The organism is Hominimerdicola intestinalis (assembly GCF_054655215.1).
In genome coordinates this window covers 1-14,679 of record NZ_BAAHNZ010000004.1, presented here as the reverse complement: position 1 = coordinate 14,679, position 14,679 = coordinate 1, and the positions used below count along the sequence as shown (strand labels likewise).

Genomic DNA, 14,679 nt, shown 5'->3' with positions numbered 1-14,679 from the left:
GAATAATATTGAGCTGAAAGCTCGAAAAGGAAGGAGTTTCATCACGGCCTGCCGTTTGTTTGCGTTGCCTTAATTCAGACATTCGGTCAGGTCTTGAGAATTGTGTACATGAATATTCAGAACAGTAACGGTGCAAAGAATACTGCAAAAAGATTTGTAAGAAGAACCAACAGCGTTAAAAATCAGGAGGACGCCGGAATATTGACTGCCGAGCAGGCGTCTGCGGAGCTTAAATCTAAAAACAGAGAAGCAAAGGCAGTAAAAAGCCTGCCTAATCTAAACACCAACAGAAGAAGCGAAACTGCAAAGGCGGCTTCGGGAACGCTTAAATCAAGATCTGAGTCAAAGCGTCAGCTGAGAGAGCCTCAGAGAAAAACTCCGGTCAAGATCATTCCTCTCGGCGGTCTTAATGAGATCGGAAAAAATTTCACCTGTATTGAATGCGCAAACGATATGTTTATTATCGACTGCGGACTGGCCTTTCCTGACAGCGAAATGCTGGGCGTGGATATAGTTATTCCAGATTTCACATATATCGAGAAAAATATTGAAAAGCTCAGAGGAGTAGTTATTACTCACGGACATGAGGATCATATCGGAGGACTTCCGTATTTTCTTAAAAAGTTCAGCGTACCCGTTTACGGCACAAGGCTTACGCTTGGACTGCTGGAGGGAAAGCTGAAGGAGCACGGTCTGCTCGGTTCTGTAAGTCTTAATACTGTTTCTCCGCGTCAGACCGTCAAGCTTGGCTGCATGGCGGTTGAGTTCATAAGAGTTAACCATTCGATCCCGGACGCTGTAGGAATGGCAGTTCATACGCCTGCCGGAGTAATTATCCACACAGGCGACTTCAAGGTCGATTATACTCCTATAGAGGGCGGCATAATTGATCTTGCAAGGTTTGCTGAACTGGGAAATAAGGGAGTTCTGGCGCTTATGTCGGATTCCACCAATTCTGAGCGTCCCGGATTTACCATGAGCGAGCGTAAGGTCGGAGAAAGCTTTGAAAAGCTGTTTTCACAGGCTGACGGAAAGAGGATAATAATTGCGACCTTTGCTTCAAATATCCACAGGGTGCAGCAGATAGTAAACCGCGCCGCAGCTACCGGAAGAAAGGTAGCCGTTTCCGGAAGAAGCATGGTAAACGTAATGGGCAAGGGAATAGAGCTGGGATACCTGAAAGTTCCCGAGGGAGTTCTTGTGGATATTGACATGATCTCAAGATACCCCGCCGATAAAATGTGTATCGTAACTACGGGAAGTCAGGGAGAGCCTATGTCGGCGCTTACCAGAATGGCTATGGGAGAGCACAGGCAGGTTTCTATAACTCCTCAGGATTTCATTATAATTTCAGCGAATCCTATACCGGGAAACGAGAAGTATGTAACAAAGGTCGTAAATGAGCTTATGAAGCTAGGCTCAGAGGTAGTTTATGAGGCTATGTACGACGTTCACGTTTCGGGACACGCCTGCCAGGAGGAGCAGAAGCTTATCCTGTCGATCACAAAGCCAAAGTATTTTATTCCGGTCCACGGCGAATATAAGCACCTTGTAAAGCATAAGGCGACGGCTATGTCCGTAGGGATACCCGAAAGCAATATTATTATCGGCGAAATAGGAAACGTTATTGAAACTGACGGTGTTGATATGAAAATAACCGGACAGGTTCCTGCCGGAAAAATACTTGTGGACGGTCTCGGCGTAGGAGATGTCGGAGCTATCGTTCTTAGAGATCGTAAGCATCTTGCGCAGGACGGTCTTATTATAGCTGTAGCGACTATAGACAGGGTATCCGGAGATGTTCTTGCAGGACCCGACGTGGTTTCCAGAGGCTTTGTATATGTCCGTGAAAGCGAAGAGCTTATGGACGAGGCTAAAAGACTGCTTGCCCAGACGCTTCAGAGCTGCCTTGACCACGATATGAGAGAATGGAATGCGATCAAGGGAAAAATGAGAGACAGTCTTTCGGATTATATCTATTTAAAGACAAAGAGAAGCCCGATGATCCTTCCGATAATTATGGAGATATAGCAGATCCGAATTATCAGGCTATGTGTAAGCAAAGAGAGGAAAGGTTTTAGAAATGAAGGGAAATAACGGTTTTCAGATACTGCTGAAAATAACTACCGCAGTTGCGGTATTAGCGGCTTTGACAGCGTCGTATTCCGTTTATGATACTCCGTCGAAACGTGATATGGGCGGAGTGCTGCTCTGTGTATCGGCAGCGGCGGCAGTTCTGCTGGCGCTTGAATCGGTGCTGTTCAGGAACAGTACGAAAAAGTATATTGCAAAGCTTGCAACGCAGATAACAAAAACCGAAAAGGACTCGCTTCTTAACTTTCCCGCTCCCGCTATAATAGTTGACGAAGAAAATACTATAGTCTGGTATAACCGTCTGTTCGGCAGGCAGGTCTATACCGAGGAGGAAGCATACGGCCACGATATTACAGAGATCGTAAATATAGATATGGAAAAGATATTTGAGCCGGGCGGCGACCTTATCTGCCTGAACAGGCGCTTCTACAGCGCCAAGGGCATACATACCGATGTAAGCGGTTCGCTTTCAATGATCTATTTTAGCGATACTACCGACTATGTAGAGCTTGAATACGAGCATAGGCAGTCGCATAAATCGGTTATTATAATTTTTATAGATAACTTTGAGGATCTGATGTCCAATATAAGAGAGAGCGAAAAGGCTCACGCTCTTGTCAAAATAGAAAAGCTGATTGAAAATTTTGTCGAAGGAACGACTGCGTTTTCAAAGAAGATAAGCAGCGATAAGTTTTATGTAATAATGGAAGAACGCCATCTTGCTCCGATAATTGAGAACCGCTTTAAGATCCTTGAGCAGGCGAGGACAATTACCGTAGGTGAAAGACAGAACATTACTCTTTCGATAGGCGTCGGCCATAACGCTTCAGATCTAGCGGAAAGCGAGACCTACGCAAAACAGGCGCTTGAAATGTGTCTGGGCAGGGGCGGAGATCAGGCGGCAGTTAAAACCGACAGCGGCTATGAGTTTTTCGGAGGAGTTTCCAAGGGAATAGAGAAGCATACCAAGGTAAAAACCAGAATGGTCGCAAAAGCGCTTCTCGAACTTATAGCTACTCATGACAAGGTTCTTATTATGGGTCACAGATTCGGCGATCTTGACAGTATAGGTTCGGCTACCGGAATGTGTTCGGCTGTAAGAAAAATGGGCAGGGAAGCCTATGTAGTTGTTAATGAAAACCAGAACCTTGCCAAAAGTCTTATTAATTACGTCAGGGATAACGATATTTCAAATTATTATATCAGTTCGGAATCAGGTATCGAAAAGCTTGACGGAAATACGCTTCTTATTGTTGTCGATACTCACAATCCTGATCTTGTGGAATCAAGGGAGCTGCTTGCAAGAGCCGAGCAGATCGTTGTTATTGACCATCACAGGCTTATGGTAAAGTCTATAGAAAACAGCGTTATGTTCTATCATGAACCAATGGCTTCCTCTGCTGCTGAAATGGTTGCGGAGCTGATAGAATATTTCGGGAACGAGGCTAAGATACCTGCTCCGATCGCCGAAGCGCTTTTGTCAGGTATTATGCTGGATACAAAAAATTTCGTTATGAAAACCGGAGTAAGGACTTTTGAGGCGGCGGCGTTCCTGAGAAAAATGGGAGCAGATACGGTAGCAGTAAAGAAGCTTTTTGCAAACAGTATTGAAACCTACCGTCAAAAATCTCTTCTTATCAATTCCGCAGAGATCTACAGAAAATGTGCCGTTGCATCGACTGAGGAAACATTTGACAATATCAGGATAGCGGCTTCGCAGGCTGCCGATGAAATGCTTGGAATAGTAGGCGTAAATGCTTCTTTTGTGCTTTACGAGGACGGCGGAACAGTAAATATCTCCGCCAGAAGCATGGGAGCGTTTAACGTACAGATAGTTATGGAGAGCATGGGCGGCGGCGGACATCTTACAATGGCGGCAACGCAGCTGGAAACTACGATAGATAAAGCGAAGAAACAGCTTTTTGAAGCGATAGACGAATATATTAGAAATAATACATAGAAAAGGACGTGTTTTAATGAAGGTAATACTGCTTAAAGATGTAAAAGGCTCAGGCAAGGCGGGAGATATGCTTAACGTTGCCGACGGTTACGCCAGAAATTATCTGCTTGCCAAGGGACTTGCGGTAGAGGCTACAGCTAAGAATATAAACGACCTGGAGGGGAAAAAAGCTTCCGCTCAGCATAAGCTGGACGTTGAAAAGGCGGAGAACGAGAAAGTCGCCGCCGCACTCAACGGCAAAGAGGTACTGATCAAGGCAAAGGCAGGGCAGGGCGGTAAGCTTTTCGGCGCTGTTACTGGTTCGGTTATTGCCGACGCTGTAAAGGCACAGTATTCGCAGATAATTGATAAGAAGAAGATCGTCCTGGGAAGCGAGATAAAAAGCTTCGGAGATTTTTCCGCTGCGGTAAAGATGACTCAGGGCGTTTCATTCTCACTGAAAATTAAGGTGGTTGAAGATTAAAAATGGCATTGGATAACGTATCGCAGCTGAAGGCCGGCGATATTCTGGGGCGGGAGCTTCCTTATTCGCTGGAGGCGGAGCAGGCTGTTCTCGGAGGAGTTCTGCTTGATCCTTCTGTTCTGCCCAAGGTTATTGAAATTTTAAGACCCGATTACTTTTACAGACCTCAGCACCAGCAGCTTTTTTCTATTATGATGAGAATGTTTACGGCTTCTCAGACCGAGGATATTATTACCGTTATCGACGAATCGGTAACTATGGGGGTTTTTGAAACCTCCGCCATGGCAAAGGCTTATCTTACGGGCATGATGGAGGGAGTTCCGTCTACTGCCAATATTGAAAGCTATTGCAGGATCATTGAGGAAAAGTATCATATAAGAGCGTTGGTAAACGTTGCTAATGAAATTATCGAAACGGCTAACGAAGGCTCGGCTGATGCCAAAACTATGCTTGACAGCGCAGAGCAGAAGATTTTTGATATAAGGCAGGGCAACGAGGTTCAGGGTCTTACCAGAATCGACAGCGTTATTATTGACGCTTATTCACATCTTCAGGAGATAAGCGGGCCGGACGCTGAAAAGCACCTCGGCGCAAAGACCGGCTTTGCTCAGCTGGACGCAATAACAACCGGTCTGAACAAATCCGACCTTATAATACTTGCGGCGCGTCCTGCAATGGGAAAATCGGCTTTTGCCTTGAATATTGCGGTAAACACCTGCAAGCGTACAATGAAAGAGGTAGTTATATTTTCTCTTGAAATGGGTAAGGAGCAGATGGTTACGCGTATGCTTGCGTCTGAATCTCTGGTAAATAATACTTGTCTGCGTTCTGGAAAGATCGAGCCGGACGACTGGATAAAGCTTGCCAACGGAACAGAGGCTTTAGCAAGGCTTCCTATCTATCTAGACGACGGAGCAGGAATCAACGTTCCGCAGATGAAAGCAAAGCTGAGGCGCATGAGAAATCTGGGTTTGGTAATAATAGACTATCTTCAGCTTATGTCGTCGCCTAATAAGCACACCAGCCGTGTTAACGAGGTATCGGAAATAACAAGACAGCTGAAGCTTATGGCAAAGGAGCTTAATGTTCCGGTAATAGCGCTTTCTCAGCTTTCGAGAAGCTCTGAAAAGCGTGACGATAAGCGGCCTATGCTTTCGGATCTGCGTGAATCGGGTTCTATTGAGCAGGACGCAGATATTATAATGTTTCTTTACAGGGATGCTTATTATGATAAGGAAAGCGCCGACCAGAGCGTTGCCGAATGTATCGTCGCAAAGAACCGTCACGGAACTACCGATACGGTAAAGCTTGCATGGATAGGCGAATATACATTGTTCAGAAGTCTTGATTTCAGGAAAGAGTAAGAAATAACGTTATGCTTGATAAGGTAAGGAAAACCATAGCCGAATTCAATATGATCTCAGAGGGCGAGACTGTTCTGTGCTGTCTTTCGGGCGGCGCAGACAGCGTAACCCTCCTTTTGTGCTTGCTGGAACTTGGTTACAGTGTCAGAGCCTGTCATGTAAATCATCTTCTGAGAGGAGATGAAAGCGATCGTGATGAGCAGTTCTGCATAGGTCTGTGCCAAAGACTGAACGTTCCTCTCAGCGTTTACAGAGAAAACGTTATAGAATACTGTGAAAAAAACGGAGTTTCAGTTGAGGAGGGTGCAAGGGAAATAAGATACCGTATCTTCGCAAAATGCAAAGCCGATAAGATCGCTACCGCGCACACTCTTTCCGACAGTATGGAAACCGCACTTTTCAATATGGCTAGGGGAAGCGGAATAAAAGGCATATGCGGTATCCCCTCTGTAAGAGAAAATATAATTCGCCCACTTATAAGCTGTACAAGAGCGGAGATTGAGGATTTTTTAAAGCTGAGATCTCAGACGTTTGTTACCGATTCTACAAATCTTTCCGATAATTATTCGAGAAATAAAATAAGGCATATGGTAATTCCGGTCATGGGTGAGATCAACAGCTCGGCTGAACAGGCTTTCGGTGCAATGGCGGCTTCTTTGAGAAAGGATATGGAATATCTTGAGGCTCAGGCAGAAAAGGCGTATTCTTCTGTATGCTGCAAGGATAATTCCTACAGCCGCAGCGGGATAAATTCGCTTGATGATGCTTTGAAAAGCAGGGTTATCATCAGGATATTATCCGACAGCGGAATTTCTGCTTCACGCAAAAGGGTAAACGAGCTTGCCGAGCTTTCGGAAAAGGGCGGCAGGGCGGATATAGGCAGAGGAATAACTGCACTTTGCAGCAGGGATACTTTAAGGCTTGTAAGGTCTGTGGAGCTTGATAAAAAAGAATTGAGCATATTTGTACATCCTGATAATGTATACGACTTTTTCGGCAGGAGGGTCACGGTGAAAATTATGGATATAAGCAGTGACAGCTTTAATGTTAATAAAAAGTTTGCAAATTGTACTGCCGATTATGATAAAATAAAAGGTAAGGTTTTGCTCAGGAACAGAAGAAACGGCGATCGGATTAAGCTTGAGGGCAGAGAATTTACATCGTCGGTAAAAAAGCTGTTCAACGAGAAGCTCCCTGCTGAAAAACGCAGTACGACAGTAATGCTGGCAGATGACGAGGGTCTTTTCTTTATTGAAGGCTTTTCTACTGCGGAGCGTGTAAAAATTACCGCTTCGACAAAAAGAATATTGATCTGTGAAATATCATAAAACTGTCACAAATATAGTATATTATATTTTATGTCCGCAGAGATGTGATGGAGTGAACAGGAAGATGGAAAATGTAAAGGTTTTGCTTACAGCCGAGGAGATCAGCAAAAAGGTATGCGCTCTCGGACGGGAGCTTACGGATTTTTATAAGGACAAAAATGTTTTAATGCTGGGAATACTTAACGGTTCTTTTGTTTTTGCTGCGGATCTTGTAAGAGCAGTGAAGCTTGAGGATGCAGAGATCAGGTTTATAACAGCCAAAAGCTACATAGGCGCGCAGTCAGGCGGGGAGGTAAATATATTTTCCTGCGGCAGTATAGATCTCAGCGACAGAAACGTGCTTATTGTGGAGGATATTGTAGATACGGGAAATACGCTGGCAAAGCTTAAGGAAAAGATATTGCTGCAGAAGCCTGCAAGTCTGAAAATAGCGGCTTTCCTCGATAAGCCGTCGAGAAGAACGGCTGATGTTGATCCGGATTTCTGCTGTTTTGAAATTCCCGACAGATTCGTTGTCGGCTACGGACTGGATTATAATGAAAAATACCGTCAGCTGCCATATTTGGGAGTTATTGAGTAACTCTATTATCTGATTTATATCGGTTTACTTTGCCGGAATTACAGGCTGATACCGATAAAAGATATATAATAAACAGAAGGTTGTGATTAATTGAAGAATAACAGTAACGGAAAATCTCTGATTATTTATCTGCTGATTTCAATTGCAGTTATCTCTGGACTTGTTTATATGCTTACATCTATGAGTTCAAATAAGTCGGATAAGCAGTATTCGGAAGTAATGCAGAGCTTTGATAAGCTTGAGGTATCTGAATTTGAGCTTGATCTCGGCTCGGGAAAGCTTATATACAAGCTTAGGGGCTCGGATGAAAAATACAATTATACGGTTCCGAATGTTTCGCTTTTTGCTCAGGAGGTTTTGGGCGGAGAGGAAGCGGAGAATTACCGTAAGAATTACAATGACAAGTATCCTGACGAACCGCTTAAATATAATCTGATCCCTATTTCCGACAACAGCTTTTGGCTTAATCTTATCCCTACGCTGCTTATGCTGGGGGTTATGATTTTCTTCTTCGTATTTATGATGAAGAGCGCCGGCGGCGGCAAGATGAGTTCTTTCGGAAAGACCAATGCAAAACAGGCGCCAAGCAGTAAAAAGGCAACGTTTGCGGACGTTGCGGGAGCTGATGAGGAAAAGGAAGAGCTTAAAGAGATCGTTGATTTTCTCAGAGACAGTAAAAAATACAGTGAGATAGGAGCAAGGATCCCTAAGGGAGTGCTGCTTTTAGGCCCTCCGGGTACAGGTAAGACTCTGCTTGCAAGAGCGGTTGCAGGAGAAGCCAACGTACCGTTCTTTTCTATTTCCGGTTCTGATTTCGTAGAAATGTTTGTCGGTGTCGGAGCTTCAAGGGTAAGAGATCTGTTTGATCAGGCAAAGAAAAATGCTCCGTCGATCATTTTTATTGATGAGATCGACGCTGTAGGACGTCAGAGGGGAGCAGGTTTAGGCGGAGGTCACGACGAGCGCGAGCAGACGCTTAACCAGCTTCTTGTTGAAATGGACGGATTTGAGGATAACGAATCGGTAATCGTAATGGCTGCGACAAACCGCCGCGACATTCTTGACCCTGCTTTGCTTCGTCCGGGACGTTTCGACAGGCAGATACTTGTTAGCTATCCGGATGTTAAGGGCAGAGAGGAGATATTGAAGGTTCATACCAGAAATAAACCTCTTGCTCCGGACGTTAACCTTGAAACTATTGCTAAATCTACAGTAGGCTTTACGGGAGCGGATCTTGAAAACCTTGTAAACGAGGCATCGCTGCTTGCCGCAAGGAAAAACCGCAAGGCTATAACCAAGGAGGATCTTGAGGAAGCTTCGATAAAGGTTATTGCAGGCCCTGAAAAGAAATCCAAGGTAGTTACCGAAGCGGAAAAGCGCCTTACCGCATATCACGAGGGCGGTCACGCAGTCTGCACATACTACTGTAGGACTCAGGATAAGGTACATCAGGTATCTATTATTCCGAGAGGTCAGGCGGGCGGTTATACCATGAGTTTGCCGGAAAAGGATAAATCGTTTGTCAGCAAGAACGAAATGGCTGAAAATATTGTTGTACTGCTGGGAGGACGTGTTGCCGAAAAGCTTATTCTCGACGATATTTCCACCGGAGCTTCAAACGACCTAGAACGTGCAACGGCTACTGCAAGAAATATGGTCACACGCTACGGATTCAGCGATAATCTCGGTCCTGTAGTTTACGGACGGGGAGAGCATGAGGTATTCCTCGGCAGGGATTACGGAAATACTCCAAGCTATTCCGAAAATGTTGCCGCTGAGATCGATAACGAGATCAGAAGCATAGTTGAGGGTGCGTTTGAAAGAGCTGAGAATCTTCTTAAGGAGCATATGGATAAGCTTCATCTTATCGCTAAATATCTTATGATACATGAGAAGATCGACGGAGTTGATTTTGAGAAGCTGATGAAGGGCGAGCTTACTGAGGCTGAGTTTGTCGGAAACAGCTCTGATACGGAAAATTCAGACGTATCTGACAGTACAGATACTACCGGAGCTGATGACAGCACATCGAACGCTGAAGAATGATTTCTGTTTTTTGAAACTTAATTATAAAAGCCATCTGTGTAAACGGCAGATGGCTTTTTTCTGTTTAAGGGCATAAGGCAGAAAATAAAAATATCCGCTGTCACAAAGGTGATAGCGGATGTTGCGCCGTCTGCGCTAAGACTGGTGGACCTGGAGGGGATCGAACCCTTGACCTCCGCATTGCGAACGCGGCGCTCTCCCAGCTGAGCTACAGGCCCATAATAAATATAGTAAAATATGATGCGTCAACGCAAAAGCATACAGTATCCGCTGTTTATAGATAATACGGATACTGCACTGTATGCGCTAAGTATGGCGGAGATGGTGGGATTCGAACCCACGGAACGTGTTACCGTTCAAACGATTTCGAGTCGTTCTCGTTATGACCACTTCGATACATCTCCGTACTTAAAATTACTATAATATTATACAACAGAATTTCAAAAAAAGCAAGTACTTTTTCAAAAAAACATCAAATTTTTAATCTTCATAGATTCATATACTATTCTAATGCATTATACTTCCGCTTCTGATAAACTGTTATGTCAATTAAAGATAATATAATTTTTGTTCAGATATATTGACATTATATCTGAATTATGCTATAATATATTTTAAGCGATCAATTCAATTAAATATGCGGGTGTGGTGAAACTGGCAGACACGTTAGATTTAGGTTCTAATGCCGAGAGGTGTGCAGGTTCAAGTCCTGTCACCCGCACCAAAGCGGAAAGTTCTTTATTAAGGGCTTTCTTTTTTTATCAATGAAGTGCAAAGGCGGTATATGTCACCACAAGTAAAATACAGCTTGTATAAGGATATATAACTTGATTCAAAGGGAAATTGTCGGAACTAAAACTGTAAACGGAATAGAAATAAAAGGTCAGTCAAAGCATTTTCTTGAACGTTTTTTCGGAACGATGGCAAATCCAAGCGATAAAAACCATAAACCACGAAGCGGAATATCTTTTGAAGACCTAAAAGAAGCGTTGTATAAAGGTAAAGATCTGAAGCCCAAAGTAAGCCAGAATAAAATATCTCAGCAATTATATATAAGCAGATGTGAGGTTTCTATTAATCCAAGCACTGGTATCCTTATACAATGCAATCCAAATAGGAGGAAAAATAATGAAATTTAATTTCAACACAAAGGAATATTACTTGTTTAAAAAGTATATTGATATTTCAGATATGAAGTATATTCTTGTAAATGATAATGATCATACTATTCTTATAAATAATAAGGAACTGAATTTATTTCAATTGTTGGTAAGTACAGCGTTGGATATCTATGGCTTTGGTTCAAATGGAGAAATCACAGACTTTGGTAGACAACTCGAAGCACTATATGATACAATTTACAATCAAATTCAAATTTAAGCTCTCGATTTTGGGGCTTTTAATTTTGCGTAAAGGAGGATTGCAATGACAAATGATGAGTGGCAACAACTTGAAAAGCATTTGTTTTTATTAGGCAGCAGAGCTAATCTGCAAATCGACGAATTTAATATTACCCTTATCGTCGAGCCGGAAAAACTGTTGAAAAACGTTATAGTCTTATTACGTTTTTTGACGATTGTGACTATAACGGTGATGTAAGTCCTATGAAAGAACCCGAAATTCTTAAAAATGAACCGCCCTTTTGACAAATTTTTAAGCAACAAACGAAGACGAAATAAGAGCTTTATTTTGTAAATTTTCGGTAAATAGATTAAAAGCGCCGTTTGACTTTCAGATAAAATATCAAAATCATGTCAAATTATACAATTAACGCATTCCTCTTTTATCCATAAGCAACAAATTAATAATGCCGTTTTAATAATTTGTTTCGGCTGAAAATTATCTACTTTTTGACAAGTTTGCTTCTGTATTATACAATATATGTATATTGCAGATACGGAGGCTTTACATTGAACAGCAGTGAATTTAAGTCGGATATACGCTCCTTTGACGAAGCTGATACATGGAATACAGGAAGGTATATCGTTTATCCTTGTGAGAACAGAAAACACGACTTCTGGTACGCGGCAGACCATACTGTGGCGCTTCAGACCGATAACCTTATGAAAGCTCTGGCTTTTATCAGGAAAAACACTGATCGGATCCACCATTACAAGCTGTATGACAGGAAGCTTGTGACCTTTGACCGCAAAAGGATCATGAGGGCGGCAATGATGGAGGAGGAAGGGAGAGAGGTTAAACTATAGTCCGTCAAATCGTACTCAATTTGGAAAATATATGTTGACAGCAAATAGAATATATAGTATAATAAAGTTGAAAAAGAAAACAAATTATAGGAGGAAATCCAATGAAAATGACATCAAGACTGACAGCAATAATGCTATCGGCGGCAATACTTACATCTCTTACTGCCTGCGGAGCAGTTGACGATACCTCAGACGTAAAGGTAACGGCCGAGAAAACCACAGCTGCTGCTACATCGGCAGCAGGAACATGGCGGCCTGAGCTTATAACTTCTGCTCAGACTTCTGCGGCAACATCGGCTTCAACGACTTCCGGCACTACTAAAAAGACTACAACAACTAAAAACAGTAACAAGTCTGATAAGACTACCACAACAAAGAAAACCACCGTTTCTAAGGAACAGAACAGCGGAGGTAACAGCAATACAGATAACGGCAACTTCGGCGGAGATAATAACGGCAATAACGATTATGATCCCGGACAGGACAATAACGGCGATAATAACGGTAATAATGGCAACAGCGGCAACGGCGGTTATGTAAATACTACAACAGCCAGAAAAACTACAACTGCAAAGAAAACCACTACAGCGAAAAAGACAACCACAAAGAAGCAGACCACAACCACAGCTGCGCAAGCTAAGCTTACTCAGTCGGATGTTGACAGGCTTGTGAAGGAAATGCAGGAGTATTCCCGACAAAAGTCAAAGCCCTTTATAGACAGTATTTACGCTGATTGCGGATATTCTTCAGCTGAAGAATTAATGTCTATAATGGAGAGAGAAATGACGCCCAACAACAGTTCGTGGGATAGTCCAGAAAAATTATATCCAGACTATACTTATTCAGAAGCAAAAGGGTTTATTATCAATACGTTAGACGGGCAATACTCTCGTCATGGCGATGTTCATATAGTAGTCTATGCTGAAAAGTCAACTGACTATAATGGAGAGTTTTGCTGGAAAATATATATGTTAAGATAAAATTTGACAAACTCAAACTAACATGATATAATTAATGTCGGAAAAGGTAAATCTATACGGTAGGCGGTTGTCCTCCAAACGTACATAATCTGAATATTGTCGGTCGAAAGGCTCAGGCAAAATAGGATATGGAAACGGAGGTGATAGAATGGACTTAGTATACTTCGTCTTGACTATCGTGCTGATTATTGCTCTAACAGAGTTAATAAAACGCATAAAAAAATAACCGCCCTCGTCCAAAAGCAGCGGTTATTTTTTAACTAAAACTTAAGGGCAACCGTCTATACGATTTACCTTTTTCTATATACATTATACATCACAATAAAATATTTGTCAACAAGCGGAATAAATTTTTTACTCTGCTTTTTTATACTTATATAACAAAACTAGCAAATGCCAAGATATGTGTTAAATCCTTTGCAGCTGCTGAACATTTGTAATAAAAAAGATAAACAAGAAAAATATTGTCGTATGGTGTTGACAAATAAGTCAATGATATGGTATAATAATTAAAATTGCTATGAAAAAAATAGAGCTACGGCATAAGACATAGAAAAAGGGGTATAAAATTGAAAAAGAAGCAGATATATTATGAAATTAGAACTGAATACGAAAAAACAATGTCAAGCTTCAACTGTATGAACAGTGTCGAAAACGATCGAATAAAATGAGAAAACACTTTAACTATTACTGTTAAGGTGTTTTTTTTATGAAAATTATCCCTTCGGGGTTGACATAGATAAAATCAAAGACGAAAGGAAAAGTGAAAAAATGCAGACAAAAAATCTAAAAAGACTGGGGATACTGATAGTAACTATCGTGATGACGGTATGTATGCTGTCGGAGGGAATAACAGCCTTAGCGGCAGCGACAACGGACAAAACGTATACGCTGTCAGGCTGGGGGTACGATTTCCGAAATTCAGGACTTCCAAACGCATACGATCCGTTAACGCAATCAAACAGCAATAATCAGTTCAGGTATCAGTGGGCAAACGAGTTCTATTACTTCAAGAACGCCGAGGGAAAGTATTGCTACTGCGTTCAGCTGGGTACGGTTAATGTTGACGGTACTACTATGGAAAGCCTTAAATTAGAGAAATCCGAAAAATACTATCCTGATGAAAATCAACGTGCTTATCTAAGATACGCTACCATTTATGGCTACAAAGGCACATGTAAATACGGCTACAGCAAAGAGGTCGAGCTGGTCGCTTCCCAGGCTCTTGTGTGGTCAATAAGCGGAAAATACTTCGACAGTTCAACGACAAGCTTGTCAGGCAATGAGAAAACGCTGCTTAACTGTATCAAGGCTCCGAATTCTGCAGCTCATCAAAATATGGTTGACTGCTACAAGAAAATGAAAGCCGATGTTTTACAGCATGGTAATTATCCAAAGGGAACGGTAAACAATAAGTTTTTTGTAGGTAAAAATACAACGTATGCACTCAAATACAACAAATCCACCTGCCGCTGGGAAACAACGATCAGCATGGACAGCTCAATATCACAATTCAAGCTGCCGTCTGTCAGCGGAGTGACCTTTACAAAAAGCGGTTCAAAGCTTAAGGTTTCCGCAACCGAAGCAGGAAGAAAGAATGTTGAAAATAAGGTGCTTTCGCTGACTAAGACCAAAGCAAAGTACGCAAGCAAGATCG

The 14,679-nt window shown here is 42.3% G+C and carries 13 protein-coding genes and 3 tRNA genes; 14 read left to right on the top strand and 2 right to left on the bottom strand.

What is annotated here, in order from left to right; genetic code table 11:
• Nucleotides 1-108: 108 nt before the first annotated feature.
• The 7 genes from ACYQ0H_RS05535 (at nucleotide 109) to ftsH (ending at nucleotide 9,835) form a co-directional block, all read left to right on the top strand.
• The gene (locus ACYQ0H_RS05535; protein WP_459811845.1) at nucleotides 109-2,031 is read left to right on the top strand and encodes a ribonuclease J; all 1,923 of its coding nucleotides are present in this window, start codon (nucleotides 109-111) and stop codon (nucleotides 2,029-2,031) included.
• A gap of 52 nt (nucleotides 2,032-2,083) precedes the next feature.
• Nucleotides 2,084-4,054 (top strand): DHH family phosphoesterase, encoded by a 1,971-nt coding sequence (locus ACYQ0H_RS05530; RefSeq protein ID WP_459811844.1) that lies wholly within the window; start codon nucleotides 2,084-2,086, stop codon nucleotides 4,052-4,054.
• A gap of 16 nt (nucleotides 4,055-4,070) precedes the next feature.
• Nucleotides 4,071-4,517, top strand: a complete 447-nt coding sequence (gene rplI, locus ACYQ0H_RS05525; RefSeq protein ID WP_459811843.1) for a 50S ribosomal protein L9 — start codon at nucleotides 4,071-4,073, stop codon at nucleotides 4,515-4,517.
• A gap of 2 nt (nucleotides 4,518-4,519) precedes the next feature.
• A complete protein-coding gene (gene dnaB / locus ACYQ0H_RS05520) occupies nucleotides 4,520-5,881 on the top strand; it encodes a replicative DNA helicase (protein ID WP_459811842.1) in 1,362 nt (453 codons plus the stop codon).
• An 11-nt stretch (nucleotides 5,882-5,892) separates the two neighbouring features.
• On the top strand, nucleotides 5,893-7,209 hold the full coding sequence (gene tilS / locus ACYQ0H_RS05515) for a tRNA lysidine(34) synthetase TilS (protein ID WP_459811841.1): 1,317 nt from the start codon (nucleotides 5,893-5,895) through the stop codon (nucleotides 7,207-7,209).
• Nucleotides 7,210-7,261: 52 nt separating this feature from the next.
• Nucleotides 7,262-7,789: a hypoxanthine phosphoribosyltransferase gene (gene hpt / locus ACYQ0H_RS05510; protein ID WP_459811840.1), complete on the top strand. Its 528-nt coding sequence runs from the start codon at nucleotides 7,262-7,264 to the stop codon at nucleotides 7,787-7,789.
• A gap of 90 nt (nucleotides 7,790-7,879) precedes the next feature.
• On the top strand, nucleotides 7,880-9,835 hold the full coding sequence (gene ftsH / locus ACYQ0H_RS05505; RefSeq protein ID WP_459811839.1) for an ATP-dependent zinc metalloprotease FtsH: 1,956 nt from the start codon (nucleotides 7,880-7,882) through the stop codon (nucleotides 9,833-9,835).
• 142 nt (nucleotides 9,836-9,977) lie between these two features.
• Here ftsH and ACYQ0H_RS05500 read toward each other — a convergent pair.
• Together ACYQ0H_RS05500 and ACYQ0H_RS05495 are read right to left on the bottom strand one after the other, a co-directional pair.
• A tRNA-Ala gene (locus tag ACYQ0H_RS05500) sits at nucleotides 9,978-10,053 on the bottom strand.
• Nucleotides 10,054-10,148: 95 nt separating this feature from the next.
• A tRNA-Ser gene (locus tag ACYQ0H_RS05495) sits at nucleotides 10,149-10,239 on the bottom strand.
• Between the two features lie 235 nt (nucleotides 10,240-10,474).
• Here ACYQ0H_RS05495 and ACYQ0H_RS05490 point away from each other — a divergent pair.
• From ACYQ0H_RS05490 to ACYQ0H_RS05460, 7 genes are all read left to right on the top strand, one after another.
• Nucleotides 10,475-10,559, top strand: a tRNA-Leu gene (locus tag ACYQ0H_RS05490).
• A gap of 103 nt (nucleotides 10,560-10,662) precedes the next feature.
• The gene (locus ACYQ0H_RS05485) at nucleotides 10,663-10,974 is read left to right on the top strand and encodes a hypothetical protein (protein ID WP_459811838.1); all 312 of its coding nucleotides are present in this window, start codon (nucleotides 10,663-10,665) and stop codon (nucleotides 10,972-10,974) included.
• Complete coding sequence (locus ACYQ0H_RS05480; protein ID WP_459811837.1) at nucleotides 10,964-11,215, top strand: hypothetical protein; 252 nt, start codon at nucleotides 10,964-10,966, stop codon at nucleotides 11,213-11,215. Before ACYQ0H_RS05485 ends, ACYQ0H_RS05480 begins: the two co-directional genes overlap by 11 nt.
• A 45-nt stretch (nucleotides 11,216-11,260) precedes the next feature.
• Nucleotides 11,261-11,434: a hypothetical protein gene (locus tag ACYQ0H_RS05475; RefSeq protein ID WP_459811836.1), complete on the top strand. Its 174-nt coding sequence runs from the start codon at nucleotides 11,261-11,263 to the stop codon at nucleotides 11,432-11,434.
• A gap of 311 nt (nucleotides 11,435-11,745) precedes the next feature.
• Nucleotides 11,746-12,042, top strand: coding sequence for a hypothetical protein (locus tag ACYQ0H_RS05470; protein ID WP_459811835.1), 297 nt, complete (start codon nucleotides 11,746-11,748; stop codon nucleotides 12,040-12,042).
• Nucleotides 12,043-12,143: 101 nt separating this feature from the next.
• Entirely contained in the window at nucleotides 12,144-13,022 is an 879-nt protein-coding gene (locus tag ACYQ0H_RS05465) for a hypothetical protein (RefSeq protein ID WP_459811834.1), read from the top strand.
• A 771-nt stretch (nucleotides 13,023-13,793) separates the two neighbouring features.
• Nucleotides 13,794-14,679 (top strand): hypothetical protein (locus ACYQ0H_RS05460; protein WP_459811833.1); only part of this gene is annotated, 886 nt, incomplete at its 3' end.